The organism is uncultured Alsobacter sp. (assembly GCF_945952055.1).
In the GTDB taxonomy this organism is placed as follows: domain Bacteria; phylum Pseudomonadota; class Alphaproteobacteria; order Rhizobiales; family Beijerinckiaceae; genus Alsobacter.
The window spans coordinates 125,426-145,204 of record NZ_CAMFHB010000006.1 but is presented as its reverse complement, the minus strand read 5'-3'; the positions used below and the strand labels follow the sequence as shown (position 1 = coordinate 145,204).

Below are 19,779 nucleotides of genomic sequence, written 5' to 3'. Positions count from 1 at the left end.
ACCAGTCATGACCGAAACCACCCGCCGCCCGCCCCGCACGCAACTCGCCCCCGGCCTCGAGATCAGCCGCCTCGTCACGGGGCTCTGGCAGGTCGCCGACCAGGAGCGCGACGGGCGCGTCCTCGACCACGCGCGGGCCGCCCAGGACATGGCCGCCTATGCCCGCGCGGGGTTCGACACCTTCGACATGGCCGACCACTACGGCGGCGCCGAACTCATCACGGGCCGCTTCCTGGAGGCCGCCCGCAGGGAGGGCGGTCCCGCGGCGACCGTCTTCACCAAGTGGTGCCCGCCGCCCGGCCCGATGACCGCCGAGACGGTGCGCGCCGGCGTCCAGCGCAGCCTCGATCGCCTTGGCGTCGAGACGATCGACCTGCTCCAGTTCCACTGGTGGACCTTCGAGCATCCGAACTACCTGGATGCCATGCAGGGGCTCGCGGCGCTGCGCCAGGAAGGCCGCATCCGTCACATCGGCGTCACCAATTTCGACACCGCCCATCTGGCGCTGCTGGTCCGCCACGGCATCCCCGTGGCCACCAACCAGGTGTGCTTCTCGGTGCTGGACCGGCGCGCGGCGGAGGACATGAGCACGTTCTGCCTCGCCAACGGCGTGAAGCTTCTCGCCTACGGCACGCTTGCGGGCGGGCTGCTGTCGGAGCGCTGGCTCGGCGCGGCGCCCTCGGCGCACGACGACTGGAGCAAGATGAAGTACCAGCGCTTCGTGGAGGCGATCGGCGGCTGGGACGTGCTGCAGACGATCCTCGCCGCGTTGCAGGCCGTCGGCCGGCGCCACGGCGCGTCCATCGCCAACGTCGCGACCCGCTGGGTCCTGGACCAGCCGGCCGTCGCGGGCGTGATCGTCGGCGCGCGGCTGACGGAGCGCGAGCACCGGGCCGACAACCTGCGGACCTTCGACGTGGTGCTGGACGACGAGGACAAGGCCCTCCTCGACCGGGCCTTCGCCGCCTCGCGGCGCATTCCGGGCGACTGCGGCGACGAGTATCGCCGGCCGCCGTTCCTCACCGCTTCCGGCGACCTCAGCCATCACCTGGCTGCCATCCCGAAGGTCTATCGCGCGGAGCCGGTTCCGGGCCGCCCCGGTCGCACGCGCATCGACAGCGGCAGCATCTGGGAGCCCGTGTGCGGCTACAGCCGCGCGGTCAGGGTCGGCGACCGGATCCTCGTGAGCGGGACGACCGCGACGCATGGATCGGGCGAGGTGGTCTGCCCGGGCGATCCAGCGGGCCAGGCCGTCTACATCCTCGACAAGATCGCTGCGAGCGTCGCCGCGCTCGGCGGTTCGCTGGAGGATGTGGTGCGCACGCGGATCTATCTGCGGAACGCGAGCGACTGGGAGCCCGTGTCCCGCGCCCATGGCCGCTATTTCGGCGAGATCCGTCCGGCGAATACGCTGGTCGAGATCGGCAACCTCATCGGCGACTACCTCGTGGAGATGGAGGCCGAGGCAGTCGTGACCGGCTGACCTCGGCATCTGCCGTCATCGTGAACAAATCGTATTGTGCCCGCTCACTGGGGCGAGCGGAGCATTGCAAGCGGTTGCACTCGGCCTCGCGCCGTGCCGCACTGTGGATCCCAGCTTGAGCGATGGCGTTTTGGTCCGATAGCGAACACCGAACATCCGTTTTACGAACTCAGCATTGCATCGGCGGCTTGGTAGTCGCCCCATAAGTGTAATTTCGACTATCGTCACGCTTCAGATTCAGTTACGACGAACCTCAACAGCGACCAACGATGCTCGCTTGCGAATCGCCTGAGTCCGCTTGGCTCCGCGGTTCATTTCCCAAACCCTGAAGTGGCAGTCTGGCGGGACATCTTCGCCGGCGCCCTCGTCACCCGTCGAAAGATTCCGATGCGCGCAGAAGACATCCAAGCCATTCGGGCGCTTCCCGGCTTCTCGGTCATGGACGACGCCGTGTTCTCACGCATGCTTGCGGTGAGCTTCCTGCAGACGTTCCCCACGGGCGTCGTCCTGCATGAGCAGGACAGCCTCGCCGACTTCCTGTTCGTGCTGCTGAGCGGCTCGGCCGAGCTGACGGCCTGCCACGGCAACAGCGAAGGCACGGTGACCATCTACGGGCCGGGTCGGCCTTTCTCGCTCGCGGCCGTCATCTCCGACAAGCCGACGCTGGCTTGCGCCCGGACGATCGGCCCGTCGCTGGCCCTGATGGTGCCGGCATCGGCGCTTCGCTCGGCCATTTCGGAATGCTGCCGCTTCTCGCAGGCCATGCTGGTCGAGGTGTCTCGCCAGAACCTGGACCTGGTGCGCGAGATCAACAACCAGAAGCTCCGCAACTCTGCCGAGCGCCTGGCGAACTGGATCCTCTCCAGCGCCGAGCGCGTGGGCGCCGAGCGCATCCAGCTGCCGTTCCGCAAGCGCACCCTCGCCTCGCTCCTGGGCATGACCCCGGAGAACCTGTCGCGGACCATCGCCTCGCTGGAACCGCACGGCGTGTCGTTCCACGGAGCGGCCATCGCCATCAGGGACGCGGAGGCGCTGCGCCGGCTCGCGCGGCCGACCGCCCTGATCGACGCCTGACCGGGCGTCACGCCTGCTCCTAAGGGGTATGTCGATCCAGATTGTTGACCTTGCGGTCCGACAATTATCGACATGAAATGGGATGTCAGCGCAAGGTCAGGGGCCTTGCGCTAAGACCGGCCCATGACGACGTCGCGAAACACCCTTCTCAGGACCGGAGCCAGGACCGCCTTGGTCCTGATGCTGGCGTGCGCCGTGGTGCCGGTGTCCACGTGGAACGCTTTTGCCGAGAATGACGGCAACGGCAACGCGGGCGGAAACGGCAACGGCGGCGGAAACGGCAACGGCGGCGGAAACGGCAACGGGAACGGGAATGGCGGCGGCAACGGCAATGCCGGCGGGAACTCCAACGCCGGCGGAAATGGCAACGGCAACGCCAACGGCGGTGGAAATTCGAACGCCGGGGGCAACGGAAACGGAAACGCCGGCGGAAACTCGAACGCGGGCGGCAACGCCAGTGGCAATGCCGGCAACAACGGCAATGCCGGCGGGAATTCCGCCGGCGGAGCGAATGGCAGCAGCAGCGGGAATGCCAGCGGCACCGCCGGCGACACAGGAAGCGCCAGCGCCGGAGGCGCGGCCAACGGTGCCGTGGGGCTCGGCAGTGCGAGCGCCACCGGCGGCTCGAACGGCGCGCGTGGGAATGGCAGGGATGCTCCGTCCGGCCTGTCCGGAATTGCCGATTTCCTCGGCGCCTTGTTCGGCGGGCCGAAGAAGGCCGCCGATCAGGGCCGCCACGGGCCACCGACGCAGAAACTCGAGGACTCCGCTGCGACGGCTCCCGCGCCGCGCGGCACGCAGCCGGAGCGCACCCCGCCCCAGCGAGGCCGTGAGACCGGCCGCGGCGACCAGGACATCGCACGCGAGGCCGTGACCCGCGGACAGGCGGTGCCCTTTGACAAGGTCCTGGCGACCGTCCGCTCGACGGTGCCGGGGTCGGTGCTCGACGTGAAGGTGTCTCGCAATCAGGCCGGGACCATGACATACACTGTCACCGTGTTGGCCAAGGACGGCTGGTACCGCGACGTCGTCGTCGACGCGCGCCGCAACCGGGTCCTCGAGGTGAGGTGATACGTGCGCGTCCTGCTGGTGGAGGACGAGGTTCGGATCGTCGACGAAGTCAGGGAACAGCTCGTCCGCGCGGGCTACGTGGTGGAAGCCTGCCACGACGGCGAAGAGGGCTGGTTCCGCGGCGAGACCGAGGACTTCGACGCCATCATTCTCGATCTCGGGCTGCCCAGGCTCGACGGCCTGTCCGTGATGAAGCGCCTCCGGCGCGCCGGCATCCGGACGCCCATCCTGTGCCTGACGGCCCGTGGGTCGTGGATGGAGCGCGTGGAGGGCATCGACGCGGGCGCCGACGACTACCTGCCCAAGCCCTTCCACGTCGAGGAGCTGCTGGCGCGCCTGAACGCGATCCTGCGGCGCAGCGAGCGGCACCCGTCCCACGTCCTTGAGGCAGGGCCCATCAGCATCGACACGCGCCGCATGACGGTCACCATGCAGGGTGGCACGATCGAACTCTCCCCGCTCGAGTTCCGGCTCCTTCGCTACCTCGTCCACAACAAGGGGCGGATCGTCTCCCAGGTCGAGATCGAGGAGCACATCTACGCCAGCGATCAGGAGCCCGACAGCAATGCCATCGAGGCGCTGGTGAAGCGGATCCGGCGCAAGATCGGCCCCGACACGATCGTGACCAGACGGGGTTACGGCTACCTCGTGGAAGACTGACCATGCGCCAGGCACGCTCGCTGCGGGTGCGGGTGATCGTGCTCGCGGCCGTGTCCATCGTGACGGCCCTCACCGTGGCCGGCGCCAGCCTGATCGTCATCTTCAATCGGCACCTGGACCAGAGGCTCGAGCAGGAACTCGAGACGCGCCTGGTGGAGCTCGCCGCGGCCTTCTCGCTGGACACGAGCGGCGAGCCCAAGCTGAACGCTTTTCCCTCCGACCCGCAGTATCAGTACCCGTACAGCGGTTCGTACTGGCAGGTCAGCGACGCCAACGGGCGCGCGGTGCTGCGCTCGCGCTCGCTGTGGGACGACGAGATGCCGCGCACGCCCGCCTCGACCGGCCGCGGCTCGGCGGTCGAAAGGACGGGCCCCGGCGGATCCACCCTCTTCGTCCTCGAACGCAACGTGCAGGTCTCGGTCGATGGCGGCGCGAGGGCCTTCCTGCTCTCCGTCGCGCTGGGGTCCGCCGACATCGACGGTCTGCGCCGGTCCTTCGCCTTCGACATGGCGGTCGCCCTGTTCCTGCTCGGCGTTCTGCTGCTGGTCGGCGCCTGGCTTCAGGCCGGCGTCGGCCTGAGCCCGCTGCAGAAGCTGCGCGAGCGTCTCAACGCCGTCCACAGGGGCCAGTCCGAACGGCTCAACGGCCCCTTCCCCGACGAGGTGGCGCCGCTCGCCAGCGATCTCAACGCGCTTCTCGACCGCCAGCAGGAACTCGTGGCCAAGGCCCGCGACCGGGCGGGCGACCTCGCCCATGGCCTGAAGACGCCGTTGACGATCCTGTCGGCCGAGGCCCGGCGTCTGGACGAGGCCGGCATGGCGCAGGCCGCGGCGACGCTGCGCGAGCAGATCGGCCTGATGCGCCGCCATGTCGAGCGCGAACTGGCCCGCGCGCGAACCCAGGGCACCCCCACCACGACGGGGCTGCAGACGGAGATCGGCCCGACCGTCGAGCGTCTCCTGCGCCTGATGCGGCGGATGCCGCGCGGCGAGGAGATCGAGTGGGCGATGGAGATCCCTCCCGGCACGCGCTGCGAGATGGACTCGGACGATTTCGGCGAGGTCCTCGGCAACCTGGTCGACAACGCGCGGAAATTCGCCGCGCGCCGCGTGGTGGTGCGCATCCAGGACTCGGACGGCCTGACGGTCTGCGTCGACGATGACGGCCCGGGCGTGGCTGCGCTGCAGGCGGACGTCGTGCTAGAACGCGGCGAGCGCGGCCGCGAGGACATCGAGGGCAGCGGGCTCGGGCTGTCGATCGTCAACGACGTGCTCGCCGCCTACGCCTCGCGCCTCGTGCTGTCGCCCTCGCCCGAGGGCGGCCTCTCGGCCCGCTTCACCGTGACGGGCCGGGCCGGGGCGCCCGTCCCCTCCCCCCGCGTGCAGGGTCCGGTCGCCGGCTGACGGCGGTACGCCGCGGCCCCCGTTCCGTCGCGTCTGCACGAAATCTGCACGAAACGCCTGGAGCCCTGCACGACCGCGCCACAGGTCCCCCGCCGGCCCGCGGCAACCTTGCCGCATGAGCAACAGCACGACACCGACGACCACCGCCGCCTCCCCGAAATTGCCTGCGATCCTCCTCAAGGACGGCTGGTGGCTGGTCGAGGTCCCCGATCGCACGGCCGACATCCTCGTCCTGCCCACGGGCCCCGAACGCCGGCGACGCCTGGCGAGATGCCGTCTGCGGGAGTGTGCCCGATGAGCGCGACGCTCGCGAGCGTGCATCGCGGGCCGCGCGCGGGAACGTGGCTCACGCGCCGCGGCCTCACGGCCGGTGCCATCGTGCTCGCCGGGGATCGGCTCCTCTACGGGGTGGACCCGGCGCTGGGCCTGGCCCTGTTCGGCGCGGCGCTGGCGCTGCTGTCCTGCCTCCTCAATCCCGTTCGCGCCGACAGCGGCACCCGGGTCACGGCAGGGATCGTCCTGGCCGCGGGCCTGCTGCCCGTCGTCGTCGATGCCAATCCCCTGTCGGTTGCCTTCGTGTTCGCGGGCGTCGCGGTCTGCGTGACGGTCCTGGGACAGGTCCGGAGAGCCTGGCCCGCGGCCTGGATCTCGGCGCTGGTGATTCCCCTCGCCGGGCCCGTGCGGCTGGTGCTGGATCTTCGCCGCGCCCGCCGCGCGATGGCCCGTCAGCGGACCGGGCGGGTCCGGCTGGTGGCCCTCCTCGGCTGGCTGGTGCCCGTCGGCCTGTCGGTGGTGTTCTTCGCGCTGTTCGTCGATGCCAACCCGGTTCTGGAGGACTGGCTGGCCTCGCTCGATCCGGGCGCGTGGGGCCCGATCGTCCAGCCGGAGCGCATGCTCTTCTGGGGAGCCCTCGCGGTCGCCGCCTGGCCCTTCCTCCACGTCGTCCATCCGCGCCGCAAGTCGCCGGCGTGGGACGTGTCCGTTCCGGCAAGGGAGACGGTGTTCTTCGGTCCCACGGTCATCCTGCGCAGCCTCGTGCTGTTCAACCTGGTCTTCGGCCTCCAGACCGCGCTCGACGCCACCTACCTGTGGGCCGGCCACGCTCTCCCCGCGGGGATGACTCATGCGAGCTATGCCCATCGCGGCGCCTATCCCCTGGTGGCGTCCGCCCTCCTGGCGGGCGCCTTCGCCATCGCGGCGACCCGCCACGAGAGGGTGGGCCGCGGATCGCTGGCGACGACCGCCCTGCTGGTCCTGTTCCTGGCCCAGAACGTCCTGCTGGTGGTGTCCTCCATCCGCCGGCTCGACCTCTACGTGGACGCCTACGGCATGACGCAGTGGCGCCTCTCCGCGATGATCTGGATGGGGCTCGTCTGCTTCGGGCTGGCGTCGATCGTGCTCGCCATCGTCGCCGGCAGGGGCACGCGCTGGATCGTGCGGACGAACGCCCTCGCCGCGGTGCTGGTGCTCTACGGCTGCACGTTCGCGCCCTTCGCCGACGTCATCGCGCGCAGCAACCTGTCGCGCTGCGCCGCGGATGGCTGCGACGCCGTTCCCTTGGACTGGCCCTACCTGTGGCGGCTCGGACCGCAGATCATCCCCGCCCTGGACGATGCCATCCGCGGCTCGCGCGACCCGCGGCTGATCGAAAGGGCGACGGCGATGCGGGCCAGGCTGGCCGAAGCCGTCACGACGCGGCAACGGGACTGGCGGGAATGGTCGTTCGATTCATGGCGTCTTGACGGATACCTCGCTAGACATGGCACCGTTCAGAGTCAGGCCGGCATTGAATGATGAGCCGCATCCTGGTCGTCGACGACGATCCCCAGATCCGCGACGTCGTGTGCTTCGCCCTCGGCAAGGCCGGGATGGAGACGTGCCAGGCCGCCAGCGGCCAGTCCGCGCTGGACCTGCTCGCCGGCTGGCGACCGCAACTCGTCATCCTGGACGTCGGCATGCCCGACATGGACGGCCTCGAGACCTGCCGGCGCATCCGTCGGACCAGCGAGGTCCCGATCCTCTTCCTGTCCGCCAGGGACGACGAGATCGACCGGATCCTGGGGCTGGAGATGGGCGGCGACGACTATGTCACGAAGCCGTTCAGCCCGCGCGAACTGGTGGCACGGATCGCCGCCATCCTGAGGCGGGGCCAGCGCCCCGCCGCGCAGGAGCCCGGCCACGTCCTGCGCCAGGGCGGCCTCGTCCTGGATCTCGACGGGCACGCCCTCAGCTGGGACGGATCCGCCGTCAAGGTCACGATCCTCGAGTTCCAGCTCCTGCAGGCGCTCATCGAGCGTCCGGGTCAGGTCCTGTCGCGCGAACGCCTCATGCAGGCCGCCTATGGCGGCGGCATGCAGGTGTCCGACCGCACCATCGACAGTCACGTCCGCAACATCCGCGGCAAGCTGGCGGTGGTGGGCTGTGCTTCCGCGATCGAGACCGTGCATGGACTGGGCTTCAGGCTGGGTCCATGCCGGGCGCCGGCATGACGGGCTCCCGCCCGGCCCGCGTCCCGACCAAATGGCGGCCTTCGCTCGGGCTGGTGGTCGCGCTGGTCCTGGGGCTCGCGATCGTGCTGCCGCTCGCGCTCGCTCTCGTGCTGCGCGTCCACGAGAGCGAGTTCGTGAGAAAGGCCAGCGCGGCGGAGGCGACCACGGTCGCGCTCGTCCTGGCGGCGCTGCTCGCCGGCCTTGCCGGGTTCGTCATCCATCGCTCCGTCACGCGGCCGGTCAAGGCGCTCATCGACCGGACGCGGGCGATCGCCGCGGGCGACCGTGCCGCCCTCGCGCCCCTCGAGCGGCACGGGACGGCCGAACTCGCAGAGCTTTCGCAGAGCCTGCTCGACATGGCGGGAGGCCTGGCCCGGCGCGCCGACTTCATCCGGACGTTCGCGGCCCATGTCTCCCACGAGCTGAAGTCGCCCCTGACCTCCATGCGGGCGGCCGCCGAGATCCTGCTCGACGACGCCGCCGAGGCCGGCCAGCCCCTGACCCCGCAGGACCGCTCGCGGCTCCTGACCACCGTGGTCGCCGAGGCGGACCGGCTCGAACGGCTGCTGGGCCGGCTGCGCGAGCTGGCGCGCGCCGAAGGCGTTCCCGCCGCCGGCCAGTGCGGGCTGGACGGCGTGGTCGCGGACCTGCGGGCCAAGCATCGGACGCTGGCGATCGAGGTCTCCGCCGGCCCGGACGACACCCTGCCCATGTCGGCCGAAGCGCTGGCGATCGTGCTCGGCCAGCTCATGGACAACGCCGCCCGGCACGGCGCGACCCGTGTCGGCATCGCGGCCGCCCGCGACGGCGACCACATCGTGGTGGACGTCGCGGACGACGGCGAGGGCATCGCGCCCGGCAACCGGGAGCGCGTCTTCGACGCCTTCTTCACGACCCGGCGGGCCGAGGGCGGAACGGGAATGGGCCTGGCGATCGCCAGATCCGTGGTCGAGGCGCAGGGCGGCACCATCGGCCTTCGCGACACGGTGCGGGGGGCGACGTTCGCGATCGCCCTGCCCGCCGGTCAGCCCAGGTCGTCGAAGATCTGGCCGCCGTCGTAGCCCATCGCGATGCGTCCCAAGGCGGCGGCGCGTTCGTCGGCGGTCGCGGGAAGAACCGCGGCGGGGTCGGCGCCCGCGGCCCGCACGAGGCTCTCGAGCATCGCATCGTCGAGCGTGGGCAGGGACGCCCACAGCCCTCTGCGCAGGACGTCGGCCAGCGCGTGGTCCGGATGGCGCGGCTCGAAGGCGCGGCCGATCTCGTAGAGATGCGTGACGCTGTCCCAGGCCACGGGCGCCGCCTTTAGCCGCTGCGCGACCTCCGGCGCCTCGCGCGCCACGTAGAAGCGGTTGAGCTTGTCGAAGAAGACGAAGTCGTAGCCCTGGGCCAGGAGGTCTGGCTCCCAGCCCTCCCATGCGGGCTCGTTGGTGCCGGGCGCGATCGCCTCGGCCACGATCAGCGTCGGCCGGACACGGCTCCAGTCGTTGCCCGCGAGCACCTCGCCCTCGGCGCCCTCGACGTCGATCTTCAGCACGTCGAAACCGCCGGGACAATGATCGCGGGCGAGCGAGGCCAGCGTCAGCATCGGAACGGTGGTGGTCACCAGCCCGGCGCCGAAGCGCTCGCCGGCCGACCGGGCATGGTCCTCGACGATGCTGGACAGGCCGTGGAAGCGCTCGATGGCGTGGAAGGCCGCTTCGCCGTCCCTGCGGCCGACGACGCACTGGAGCACGGTGTCGCGCGGCCGCAGGCGCGCATGCAGCGCGGCCAGGGACGCCTGGGGCTCGACGACCACGCCCCTCCAGCCCTGGAGGTAGGCGGCATACGTGACGTTGTCGGCCACGGGATGCCCGCCACCGATGTCGACATAGACGCCCTCGGCGCGCCCGCCGAAGGCGAGCGCGATGTGGACGTCCTCGAGGTTCTGCGCGTAGGACAGCGGCCTTCCGGGAGGAACGGTCATGCCGCCCTCACTCCTGCGGAACGGCGCATTCGCGGCCGCTGCGCGCCGACTCCAGCATCGTCTCGATCAGCGTGTGGACCCGCAGCGCTTCCCGCCCGGAGATGGTGGGCGCCCGGCCCCCGTCGAGCGCGTCGAGCCAGTCCGCGATGACCGCCTGGTGCGGCTCGTGGGAGAAGGCCATGGGGTCGGCGCCGCCGCCGCCACCGCCGTCGTTGCCGGAGCGCTCGTGCCGGCCGTCCTGCCACCAGATGTCCAGCGACTGGCTGGCGAGCCGGGCCGTGCCCCGCGCGCAGGCGATCTCGATGGTCTCCGGAAAGCCCGGATAGGCGACGGTCGTGGCGTCGATGGTGCCGATGGCCCCGTTGGCGAAGCCGATCGCGGCCGCGGCGATGTCCTCCGTGTCGATCTGTCGCAGCGGGGAGGTGACGGCCATCGCCGCCACGCGGGTGATCGGGCCGGCCAGCGACTGGAACAGGTCGAGCGTGTGGATCGCCTGGGTGATGAGGACGCCACCGCCATCGCGCGCCTTCATGCCGCGGCCCGGCTCGGCGTAGTAGGCGGGCGTGCGCCACCAGCGCACCGAGGCGGAGGCCGAGACGACCTCCCCGAGCTCGCCCGAGGCCAGCACCTCGCGCAGCCGCCGCGAAACGGCGCGGAAGCGGAATTGCAGCATCACCTGCAGCGGCAGCTTCGCCGCTTCCATCGTCTCGACGATGCGCCGCGCCCGCGCCAGCGAGATCTCCAGCGGCTTTTCCAGGAGCACGGCCTTGCCGGCGGCCGCGCAGCGTTCGACGAGCTCGAGATGGGTGTTGGGGGGCGTCAGGATCAGGACGCCGTCGATCGACGGGTCCGCGAGCACCTGCTCCAGCGAGCCCACGACGGGAAGGTCCGGATTGGCCGCGGAAAAGGCGGCGCGCCGGGCGGCGCTGGGCGCGAAGCACGCGCCGATCTCGACGCGGTCGGACAGGTCGCGAAGGCCTGCGAGGTGGGGCTTGTGGGCCATGCCGAGGCCGACGAGAGCGACCCGTCGGCGCGCCGGCGCGGAAGAAGAGGATGTCATGCGAGGCGTTTCCCCGGACCGGAGCGGTCCGCGGCCTCAGTCTCGCGAATTGTGGTGTGCGACGCCAGTCCCTGCCGTCGGCCGGCCCTCAGCGTTTTCGACCGGTCCAGGCCACGTGATGCAGCTCGGGCGCCACGGCGTCGGGCATGCGGAAGCCGAAGCCGCCGGCGAGCCGGGGATCCGGTTCGAGCCGGGGATTGAGAAAACCATCGCGAGGCCAACGCACGCAGCTCGAGACACCGAACTTGCGCTTCGTCACGGGGCGACCTGAGGGATGCTTCTGAGCCATGGGGGATTTGCCCTTTCCGGGAACAATGCCTACCCGGACGCGGCTCCGCTCACAATCAGGACGATACCCGACGGGAGATATCCCCGAACCCGGCGGCTGGCCCGGGAGGGCGACGCCGTTGCGCCGGTCGCGCCCGTCCCGTATGTGCAGACCGCCCCGGGCACCCGACCGGAGGCTTGACCCATGACTTCGACGCTCCGGCGTCCAGCGGCCCAGGACTTTGCGCCATGAGCGAACGGCTTTCCCTGTCGAAGGACAAGATCCGCGTGCTGCTGCTGGAGGGCGTCAACGACAGCGCGGCCGAGCTGTTCAGCTCCGCCGGCTACAGCAACGTGACGCGCCTGCCGAAGGCACTGGACGGCGAGGCCCTGCGGGCCGCGCTGCAGGGCGTTCACATTCTCGGCATCCGCTCGCGCACCCAGCTCACCGAGGCCGTGTTCGACGCGGCGGACCGGCTCATCGCCGTCGGGTGCTTCAGCGTCGGGACCAACCAGGTGGACCTGGACGCGGCGCGGTTGCGCGGCATTCCGGTGTTCAATGCGCCTTTCTCCAACACGCGTTCGGTGGCGGAGCTCGTGATCGGCGAGATCGTGATGCTGCTGCGGCGGGTGTTTCCGCGCTCCATGGCCGCGCATGACGGGGGATGGGACAAGTCGGCCACCGACAGCCTGGAGGTGCGCGGCAAGACGCTGGGCATCGTCGGCTACGGCAACATCGGAAGCCAGCTGTCCACCCTGGCCGAGGCGATGGGCATGAAGGTCGTCTACCACGACCTCACCGACAAGCTCAGGCACGGCAACACGGAGCCCGTGGAAACCCTGCAGGCCCTGCTGGCCATGAGCGACGTCGTCAGCCTGCACGTGCCCGAGACGCCGGCGACGGCCGGGCTGATCGGTGCCGCCGAAATCGCCCAGATGAAGCCCGGCGCCTATCTCATCAACAACAGCCGCGGCACGGTGGTCGACCTGGACGCCCTGGCGGCGGCCCTGCGCGACAAGCACCTGCGCGGCGCGGCCGTGGACGTGTTTCCCGTCGAGCCCTCGGCCAACGGCGAGCGCTTCGTGTCTCCCCTGCAGGGCCTGCCGAACGTGATCCTGACGCCGCACATCGGCGGCTCGACGGAGGAGGCGCAGGAGCGCATCGGCGGCGAAGTGTCGCGCAAGCTCGTGGACTACAGCGACGTGGGCTCGACGGTCGGCGCCGTCAACTTCCCGCAGGTGCAGCTGCCGGCGCGCCCCTCCGGCACTCGCTTCATCCAGGTCCAGCGCAACATGCCCGGCATGCTGGGCCAGTTGAACGACCTGATCGCGTCGCGCGGCATCAACATCACCGCGCAGTACTACCAGACGGACGGCGAGGTCGGTTACGTGGTGCTCGAATGCGAGCGCGTCGAGAACTCGACCGAAGTGGTCGAGGCCGTCCGCGCCCTGCCCGGCACCATCCGGGCCCGCCTGCTGCACGGGTGAGCTCCGGGCCGTCGCGCCTCCTTGATAGGTCAGCCTTTCTGTCCTATGCTGATGCCTGACGGGAGAAGTCCATGATGGACCCCCGTGCCCTCGGTGGCGATGTCAGGCGGAGGATGGAATGAGCGGTGCTGGTCCGGAGCTGCGCGACGTCTCCCTGGACGACAAGTACGATCTTTCCAAGGACCGCATCTTCCTGACCGGCACGCAGGCGATCGCCCGCCTGCTCCTCATGCAGCACGAACGCGACCGCCGCGCCGGGCTCAACACCGCCGGCTTCGTCTCCGGCTATCGCGGCTCGCCCCTCGGCGGGCTGGACCAGCAGCTCGCCAAGGCGCGCAGGATCCTCGAGCCGCGCCACATCGTCTTCCAGCCCGGCATCAACGAGGAGCTCGCGGCCACCGCCTGCTGGGGCACGCAGCAGGCCGAGATGCGCGGCGACGGCGCCTATGACGGCGTCTTCTCGGTCTGGTACGGCAAGGGTCCCGGCGTCGATCGCTCGGGCGACGTGTTCCGCCACGCCAACATGGCCGGGACCTCGCCGCATGGCGGCGTGCTCGCCCTCATGGGCGACGACCACACCGCCGAGAGCTCGACGACGGCGCACCAGTCCGAGTTCCACTTCGTCGACGTGATGATCCCGATCCTGAACCCCGCGGGCGTGCAGGAGATCCTCGACTACGGCCTCTACGGCTTCGCCATGAGCCGCTTCTGCGGCAGCTGGGCCGCCCTCAAGTGCATCAAGGACACCGTCGAATCGACCGCGATCGTCGACGGCGCGCTCGACCGCGTGCAGATCGTCCGGCCCGAGTTCGAGATGCCGCCGGGCGGCCTGAACATCCGCCCGCGCGACGGCATCCTGGAGATGGAGGCCCGCCTCCACGACTGGAAGCGCGACGCCATGCTGGCCTTCGTGCGGGCGAACAGGCTCAACCGCATCATCACCTCGGGCGGGCCGGACGCGCGCATCGGCGTCATCACGGTCGGCAAGTCCTACCTCGACGTGCGCCAGGCCATGGACGACCTCGGCATCGACGAGGTGAAGGCCAACGCGATGGGGTTGCGTCTGTACAAGATCGCCTGCCCCTGGCCGCTCGATCCCGTCGGCCTCAAGGAGTTCGCGCAGGGCCTCGACCTCGTGATCGTGGTCGAGGAGAAGCGGTCCCTCATCGAGGTGCAGGTCCGCGAGGAGCTCTACGGCACCGCCAACCAGCCGGTCTGCATCGGCAAGAAGGACGAGCAGGGCCGCTGGCTCTTCCCGGTCAAGGGCGCGCTGGACCCCAACGACGTCGCCATCACCATCGGCGAGCGCCTCCTTGCCGTGCGCCCCGACGAGGAGCTCTCCGCCCGCGTCGCCCGGCTGAAGCAGGCGCAGGCTCGCCTCGTCGAGACCAAGGACGTGGCCAACCGCATTCCCTATTTCTGCTCGGGCTGCCCGCACAATTCATCGACGAAGGTGCCCGACGGCATGCGCGCCTATGCGGGGATCGGCTGCCACTACATGGCGCAGTGGATGGACCGCTCGACCGAGGGCTTCACCCAGATGGGCGGCGAAGGCGCCAACTGGGTGGGCGAGGCCCCGTTCTCCCGGCGCGGCCACGTCTTCCAGAATCTCGGCGACGGCACCTGGAACCACTCCGGCACGCTGGCGCTCCGCTTCGCGCTCGCGGCCAAGGTGAACGTCACCTACAAGCTGCTGTTCAACGACGCCGTCGCCATGACCGGCGGGCAGCATCACGAGGGCGGGCTCACCGTCGACGCGCTGGCGCGGCAGGTGGCGGCGGAAGGGGTCAGGCGCATCGCGCTCGTCTCCGACGAGCCGGACAAGTACCCGCCGGCCACCGACTGGCCGGCCGGCATGACCCGCCACCACCGCTCCGAACTTGACGCCATCCAGCGCGAACTCGCCGAGGAGCCGGGCGTCACCGCCATCATCTACGACCAGACCTGCGCGGCCGAGAAGCGGCGCCGCCGCAAGCGCGGCGAGTTCCCCGACCCCGACAAGCGCGTCTTCATCAACACCCAGGTGTGCGAAGGCTGCGGGGACTGCGGCGTGCAGTCAAACTGCGTCTCCGTGCAGCCGGTCGAGACGGAGTTCGGCCGCAAACGCCGCATCGACCAGTCGAACTGCAACAAGGACTTCTCCTGCGTCAGCGGCTTCTGCCCGTCCTTCGTGACGGTCGAGGGCGCCACGATCCGCAAGGCCGCACCCGCTCAGGGGACGGCGCAGGACACGGTGGACCAGGCGCCGCTGCCCGAGCCCGTCTACCCGGCCATCTCCCGGCCCTACGCCATCATCGTGACCGGCGTCGGCGGGACCGGCGTCGTCACCATCGGCGCGATCCTGGGCATGGCCGCGCACCTGGAGGGCAAGGGTTGCGGCATGATCGACATGGCCGGCCTCGCCCAGAAGGGCGGCGCCGTCTACAGCCACGTCAAGCTGGCGCCCCGACCGGACGACATCCACTCGATCCGCGTGGCGGCCGGCGAGGCCGACCTCGTGCTCGGCTGCGACCTCGTCGTCACGGGCACGCGCAAGGTGCTCGCCGCGGTCAAGGCGGGAGAGACGGCGCTGGTCGTCAACACGGCCGAGGTCCTTCCCGGCGACTTCGCCCGCAACGCGGATTTCTCGCTGCCGGCCGAACGCATCAAGCGCGCGGTGGGCTCGGCGGCGGGCCAGGAGAACGCGTTCTTCATCGATGCGACGCGCATCGCCACGGCGCTGACCGGCAATGCCATCGCCGCCAACATGTTCATGCTCGGCTACGCTTTCCAGAAGGGCCGGGTCCCCCTGTCGTCGACCGCCCTGTTGAAGGCCATCGCGCTCAACGGCGAAGCCGTGGCGATGAACCAGTCCGCCTTCACCTGGGGCCGGCGCGCCGCCCTCGACGAAGCCGCCGTGACGGCGCTGGCAGTCCCGCCCAAGGCGGCCGAAGGCGACCTGCGGATCTCGCAGACGCTGGACGACGTCATCGCCCGCAGGGTCGAGACGCTCACCCGCTACCAGGACCGGGCCTATGCGGATCGCTACGCCGCCCGCATCGCCGCGGTCCGCGCCGCCGAGGAGAAGGCCGTTCCCGGATCGACCGCGCTGACCGAGGCAGCCGCGCGGTTCCTGTTCAAGCTCATGGCCTACAAGGACGAGTACGAGGTCGCTCGCCTCTACACGGACGGAACCTTCGCCCGCGCCCTGGCGGCCCAGTTCGAAGGCGACGTGAAGCTCACCTTCCATCTCGCCCCGCCCCTGCTCGGCCGGCGCGACGGCGAAGGGCGCCCGGTGAAGACCACGTTCGGCCCGTGGATGCTCGGGGCGATGCGCCTTCTGGCCCGCATGAAGCGCCTGCGCGGCACGGCGCTCGACATCTTCGGCTACAGCGCCGAACGGCGCACCGAGCGCGCGCTGATCGCCCGCTACGAGGCGCATGTCGACGAAGCGCTGGCGCGGCTCTCGCCCTCGACGCTGCCCATCGCCGTGGCGCTCCTGTCCCTGCCGGAGAAGATCCGCGGCTACGGTCCGGTCAAGGAGCGGCATCTGGCCGCGGCGAGGGCCGAGGAAGAGCAGCTGCTGGGCCGGCTGCGCTCGCCCGATTCACTCCCCCTCGCGGCCGAGTAGCCGGGCCGTTTTTCCGCCTCCCTCCAGGGGTGTGCCGCCCGGCGGTGGCGCGCCCGCTTCCACGAAAGTCGCGGTTGCCTTGCCAGAATGAGGGAATACCCTCATTTTTGACTGTTGAAGGACTGGATCGCGACATTCCGCGAACCATATCTTTCATCGCCCATTCGTCCGGCCTGGCCGGGTGACGGGCATCGCGACCAGCCAAGACGGCCGGGACTACCGGCGCGGGCTGGATGATCGGATGCCGATGCAACCGGTCCAGAGGAGGGAGGAACAACGTGGTAGCCACTCAGGCTTCACGAGAGGACACGTTTCCGAAGTTGCTCGACCGGAACGCCACCGTGCGCGGCGGCCGGACGGCGATGCGGCACAAGGACCTCGGCATCTGGCAGTCGTGGACGTGGTCGGAGGTGCGCGAGATCTGCCGCGCCTTCGCCGAGGGCCTGCGCACGCTGGGTGTGACGCCGGGCGAGACCGTGGCCGTCATCGGGTCGAACCGCCCTCGCCTGTACTGGTCGATGATGGCCGCCCAGATGCTCGGCGCGGTCCCTGTGCCGGTCTATTCGGACTCCGTGGCGGAGGAGATGGCCTACGTCCTCGCCCATGCCGAGGTGAAGGTCGCCATCGTCGAGGACCAGGAACAGGTCGACAAGGTGCTGTCGATCGCCGATCGCCTGCCCACCCTGCGCCACGTCCTCTACGACGAGGAGCGCGGCCTGCGCGACTACGACCATGGCCGCCTGCATCCGATCGGGCAGATGCTCGCCGAGAGCCGCAAGCGGCTGGCGTCCGATCCCTCGGCAGGCCAGGCGCTGGACGCGAGCGTGGCGGGGAGCAAGGGCTCCGACCTCGCCATCATCCTCTACACATCGGGCACCACCGGCCGGCCCAAGGGGGTGATGCTCACCCACGACAACGTGCTGATTTCCGCCCGCAACGGCTGCGACTTCGACCGCCTGGACGAGACGGACGAGGTCATCGCCTACCTGCCGCTCGCATGGGTGGGCGACCACATCTTCTCCTACGCCCAGTCGCTCGTGGCCGGCTTCTGCGTGAACTGCCCGGAAAGCCCGGACACGGTGGTCGAGGACCGGCGCGAGATCGGCACGACCTACGCGTTCGCCCCGCCGCGCGTCTACGAGAACCTGCTCACCCTCACCATGGTGCGCATGGAGGATGCGGGCGCCCTCAAGCGCCGGATGTTCCACTACTTTCTGGGCGTCGCACGCCGCTGCGGCGAGAGGATCCTGGACGGTGAGAGCGTGTCGCTCGGCGACCGGCTGCTCTACCGGCTGGGCGAATTCCTCGTCTACGGCCCGCTCAAGAACCGCTTCGGCCTCACCCGCATCAAGGTCGCCTACACGGCCGGCGAAGCCATCGGCCCCGAGATCTTCCGGTTCTTCCGGGCGCTCGGCGTGAACCTGAAGCAGCTCTACGGCCAGACGGAAGCCTCGGTCTACGTGACCATGCAGCCCAACGGCGAGATCAAGGCCGACACCGTCGGCCGGCCCGCTCCCGACGTCGAGGTCAGGATCGCCGACGACGGCGAGGTGATGTTCCGCTCGCCCGGCGTCTTCCAGGCCTACTTCAAGGACCCGGAGGCGACGCAGCGCACCAAGACCGCCGACGGCTGGGTGCATTCGGGCGATGCCGGCTTCTTCGACAAGAGCGGCCACCTGAAGATCATCGACCGCGCCAAGGACGTCGGGCGCATGCGCGACGGCTCGCTGTTCCCGCCGAAATACGTCGAGAACAAGCTGAAGTTCTACCCCAACATCAAGGAGGTCGTGGCCTTCGGGAACGCGCGCGACCACGTGGCCTGCTTCGTCAACATCGACCTCGTGGCGGTCGGCAACTGGGCCGAGCGCAACAACGTGGTCTATGCCTCCTACCAGGAGCTCGCCGGCCATCCGCTGGTCTACGACATGATCGCGGCGCACGTGGACGAGGTGAACCGTTCGCTCGCCGCCGAGCCCATGATGGGCGGGGCCCAGGTGGCGCGCTTCCTGATCCTGCACAAGGAGCTCGACGCCGACGACGGCGAGCTCACCCGCACCCAAAAGGTGCGGCGCGGCTTCATCGCCGACCGCTACGGCCCGCTGGTCGACGCGCTCTACGACGGATCCTCGGAGGCCGACATCCGGACCGAAGTGACCTTCGAGGACGGCCGCAAGGGCGTCATCGCCGCGCGGGTGAAGGTGCGCGACTGCAAGACCTACCCCGTGACCCAACAGCAGACCCTGGAGGCGGCGGAATGAGGGCTCCGGGATCGGACAAGGGACAGATGGCCGGCGACGTGCTTCTGGCCGTCGACGACGTGTCGCTGTCGTTCGGCGGCGTGAAGGCCATCACCGACGTGTCGTTCGACATCCGCAAGGGAGAGATCCGCGCGATCATCGGCCCGAACGGTGCCGGCAAGACGTCGATGCTGAACGTCATCAACGGCTTCTACCACCCGCAGCACGGCCGCATCACCTTCAAGGGCGAGACCCGCCAGCGCATGCGGCCGCACGTGGCGGCCTCGCAGGGCATCGCCCGCACCTTCCAGAACGTCGCGCTCTTCAAGGGCATGAGCACGCTCGACAACATCATGGCCGGGCGCACGCTGAAGATGGACGGGTCCTTCTTCTGGCAGCTGTTCCGGCATGGGCCGGCGATGCGCGAGGAAATCGAGCACCGCAAGGTCGTCGAGGAGATCATCGACTTCCTCGAGATCCAGGCCATCCGCAAGACCCCGGTGGGCAAGCTGCCCTACGGCCTGCAGAAGCGCGTCGAACTCGGCCGCGCGCTCGCCATGGAGCCGGACCTGCTGCTCCTGGACGAGCCGATGGCCGGCATGAACCTCGAGGAGAAGGAGGACATGTCCCGCTTCATCCTCGACGTGAATAACCAGTTCGGCACGACCGTGGCGCTGATCGAGCACGACATGGGCGTCGTGATGGATCTGTCGGACCGCGTCGTCGTGCTGGAATACGGCCGCAAGATCGCCGACGGCACGCCGGACGAGGTCAAGCGCAACCAGGCCGTGATCGACGCCTATCTCGGCGTGCCGCATTGAGGGACTGACGATGAGCGCGATCGAAGCTCCCGAACCGCCGCTGCGCCTCACGCCCACGGGCTGGACCCTGCTCGGGCTGGCAGGCGCGGCGATCCTGCTGCTGCTGGCGAGCCTCACCGGCGTCATCGGCAAGGGCAACCCGCTGGACACGGT

The 19,779-nt window shown here is 69.9% G+C and carries 15 protein-coding genes; 12 read left to right on the top strand and 3 right to left on the bottom strand.

Going from position 1 to position 19,779, the window contains the following annotated elements; genetic code table 11:
- The first annotated feature begins 7 nt into the window (after positions 1-7).
- From Q0Q47_RS06865 to Q0Q47_RS06830, 8 genes are all read left to right on the top strand, one after another.
- Entirely contained in the window at positions 8-1,483 is a 1,476-nt protein-coding gene (locus Q0Q47_RS06865; RefSeq protein ID WP_293856387.1) for an aldo/keto reductase, read from the top strand.
- Between the two features lie 387 nt (positions 1,484-1,870).
- The gene (locus tag Q0Q47_RS06860; protein WP_293856384.1) at positions 1,871-2,557 is read left to right on the top strand and encodes a helix-turn-helix domain-containing protein; all 687 of its coding nucleotides are present in this window, start codon (positions 1,871-1,873) and stop codon (positions 2,555-2,557) included.
- Between the two features lie 171 nt (positions 2,558-2,728).
- Complete coding sequence (locus Q0Q47_RS06855) at positions 2,729-3,628, top strand: hypothetical protein (RefSeq protein WP_293856381.1); 900 nt, start codon at positions 2,729-2,731, stop codon at positions 3,626-3,628.
- Positions 3,629-3,631: 3 nt separating this feature from the next.
- The gene (locus tag Q0Q47_RS06850) at positions 3,632-4,288 is read left to right on the top strand and encodes a response regulator transcription factor (RefSeq protein ID WP_293856378.1); all 657 of its coding nucleotides are present in this window, start codon (positions 3,632-3,634) and stop codon (positions 4,286-4,288) included.
- Between the two features lie 2 nt (positions 4,289-4,290).
- The gene (locus Q0Q47_RS06845) at positions 4,291-5,691 is read left to right on the top strand and encodes a HAMP domain-containing sensor histidine kinase (RefSeq protein ID WP_293856375.1); all 1,401 of its coding nucleotides are present in this window, start codon (positions 4,291-4,293) and stop codon (positions 5,689-5,691) included.
- A 294-nt stretch (positions 5,692-5,985) separates the two neighbouring features.
- Positions 5,986-7,485 carry a DUF4153 domain-containing protein gene (locus Q0Q47_RS06840; protein WP_293856372.1) on the top strand — a complete coding sequence of 500 codons (1,500 nt, stop codon included), beginning with the start codon at positions 5,986-5,988 and terminating at the stop codon, positions 7,483-7,485.
- On the top strand, positions 7,482-8,180 hold the full coding sequence (locus Q0Q47_RS06835) for a response regulator transcription factor (protein ID WP_293856369.1): 699 nt from the start codon (positions 7,482-7,484) through the stop codon (positions 8,178-8,180). The genes Q0Q47_RS06840 and Q0Q47_RS06835 overlap by 4 nt, the downstream gene beginning before the upstream one ends.
- Positions 8,177-9,241 carry a HAMP domain-containing sensor histidine kinase gene (locus Q0Q47_RS06830; RefSeq protein WP_293856366.1) on the top strand — a complete coding sequence of 355 codons (1,065 nt, stop codon included), beginning with the start codon at positions 8,177-8,179 and terminating at the stop codon, positions 9,239-9,241. The genes Q0Q47_RS06835 and Q0Q47_RS06830 overlap by 4 nt, the downstream gene beginning before the upstream one ends.
- On the opposite strand, the gene Q0Q47_RS06825 is transcribed toward Q0Q47_RS06830, so the two are convergent.
- The 3 genes from Q0Q47_RS06825 to Q0Q47_RS06815 all read right to left on the bottom strand — a co-directional run bounded on the left by Q0Q47_RS06825 (position 9,205) and on the right by Q0Q47_RS06815 (position 11,462).
- The gene (locus Q0Q47_RS06825) at positions 9,205-10,143 is read right to left on the bottom strand and encodes an FkbM family methyltransferase (RefSeq protein ID WP_293856363.1); all 939 of its coding nucleotides are present in this window, start codon (positions 10,141-10,143) and stop codon (positions 9,205-9,207) included. The two genes, Q0Q47_RS06830 and Q0Q47_RS06825, sit on opposite strands and share 37 nt — an antisense overlap.
- A 7-nt stretch (positions 10,144-10,150) precedes the next feature.
- Positions 10,151-11,203 carry a Gfo/Idh/MocA family oxidoreductase gene (locus Q0Q47_RS06820; RefSeq protein ID WP_293856360.1) on the bottom strand — a complete coding sequence of 351 codons (1,053 nt, stop codon included), beginning with the start codon at positions 11,201-11,203 and terminating at the stop codon, positions 10,151-10,153.
- A gap of 88 nt (positions 11,204-11,291) precedes the next feature.
- Positions 11,292-11,462 (bottom strand): hypothetical protein, encoded by a 171-nt coding sequence (locus Q0Q47_RS06815; RefSeq protein WP_293856357.1) that lies wholly within the window; start codon positions 11,460-11,462, stop codon positions 11,292-11,294.
- A 257-nt stretch (positions 11,463-11,719) separates the two neighbouring features.
- Here Q0Q47_RS06815 and serA point away from each other — a divergent pair, with 257 nt between their 5' ends.
- The 4 genes from serA (at position 11,720) to Q0Q47_RS06795 (ending at position 19,626) form a co-directional block, all read left to right on the top strand.
- Positions 11,720-12,958 carry a phosphoglycerate dehydrogenase gene (gene serA / locus Q0Q47_RS06810; RefSeq protein WP_293856354.1) on the top strand — a complete coding sequence of 413 codons (1,239 nt, stop codon included), beginning with the start codon at positions 11,720-11,722 and terminating at the stop codon, positions 12,956-12,958.
- Positions 12,959-13,076: 118 nt separating this feature from the next.
- Complete coding sequence (locus Q0Q47_RS06805) at positions 13,077-16,568, top strand: indolepyruvate ferredoxin oxidoreductase family protein (protein WP_293856351.1); 3,492 nt, start codon at positions 13,077-13,079, stop codon at positions 16,566-16,568.
- Between the two features lie 278 nt (positions 16,569-16,846).
- Entirely contained in the window at positions 16,847-18,826 is a 1,980-nt protein-coding gene (locus Q0Q47_RS06800) for a long-chain fatty acid--CoA ligase (protein WP_293856348.1), read from the top strand.
- A complete protein-coding gene (locus tag Q0Q47_RS06795) occupies positions 18,823-19,626 on the top strand; it encodes an ABC transporter ATP-binding protein (protein ID WP_293856345.1) in 804 nt (267 codons plus the stop codon). The genes Q0Q47_RS06800 and Q0Q47_RS06795 overlap by 4 nt, the downstream gene beginning before the upstream one ends.
- The last annotated feature ends 153 nt before the right edge of the window (positions 19,627-19,779 follow it).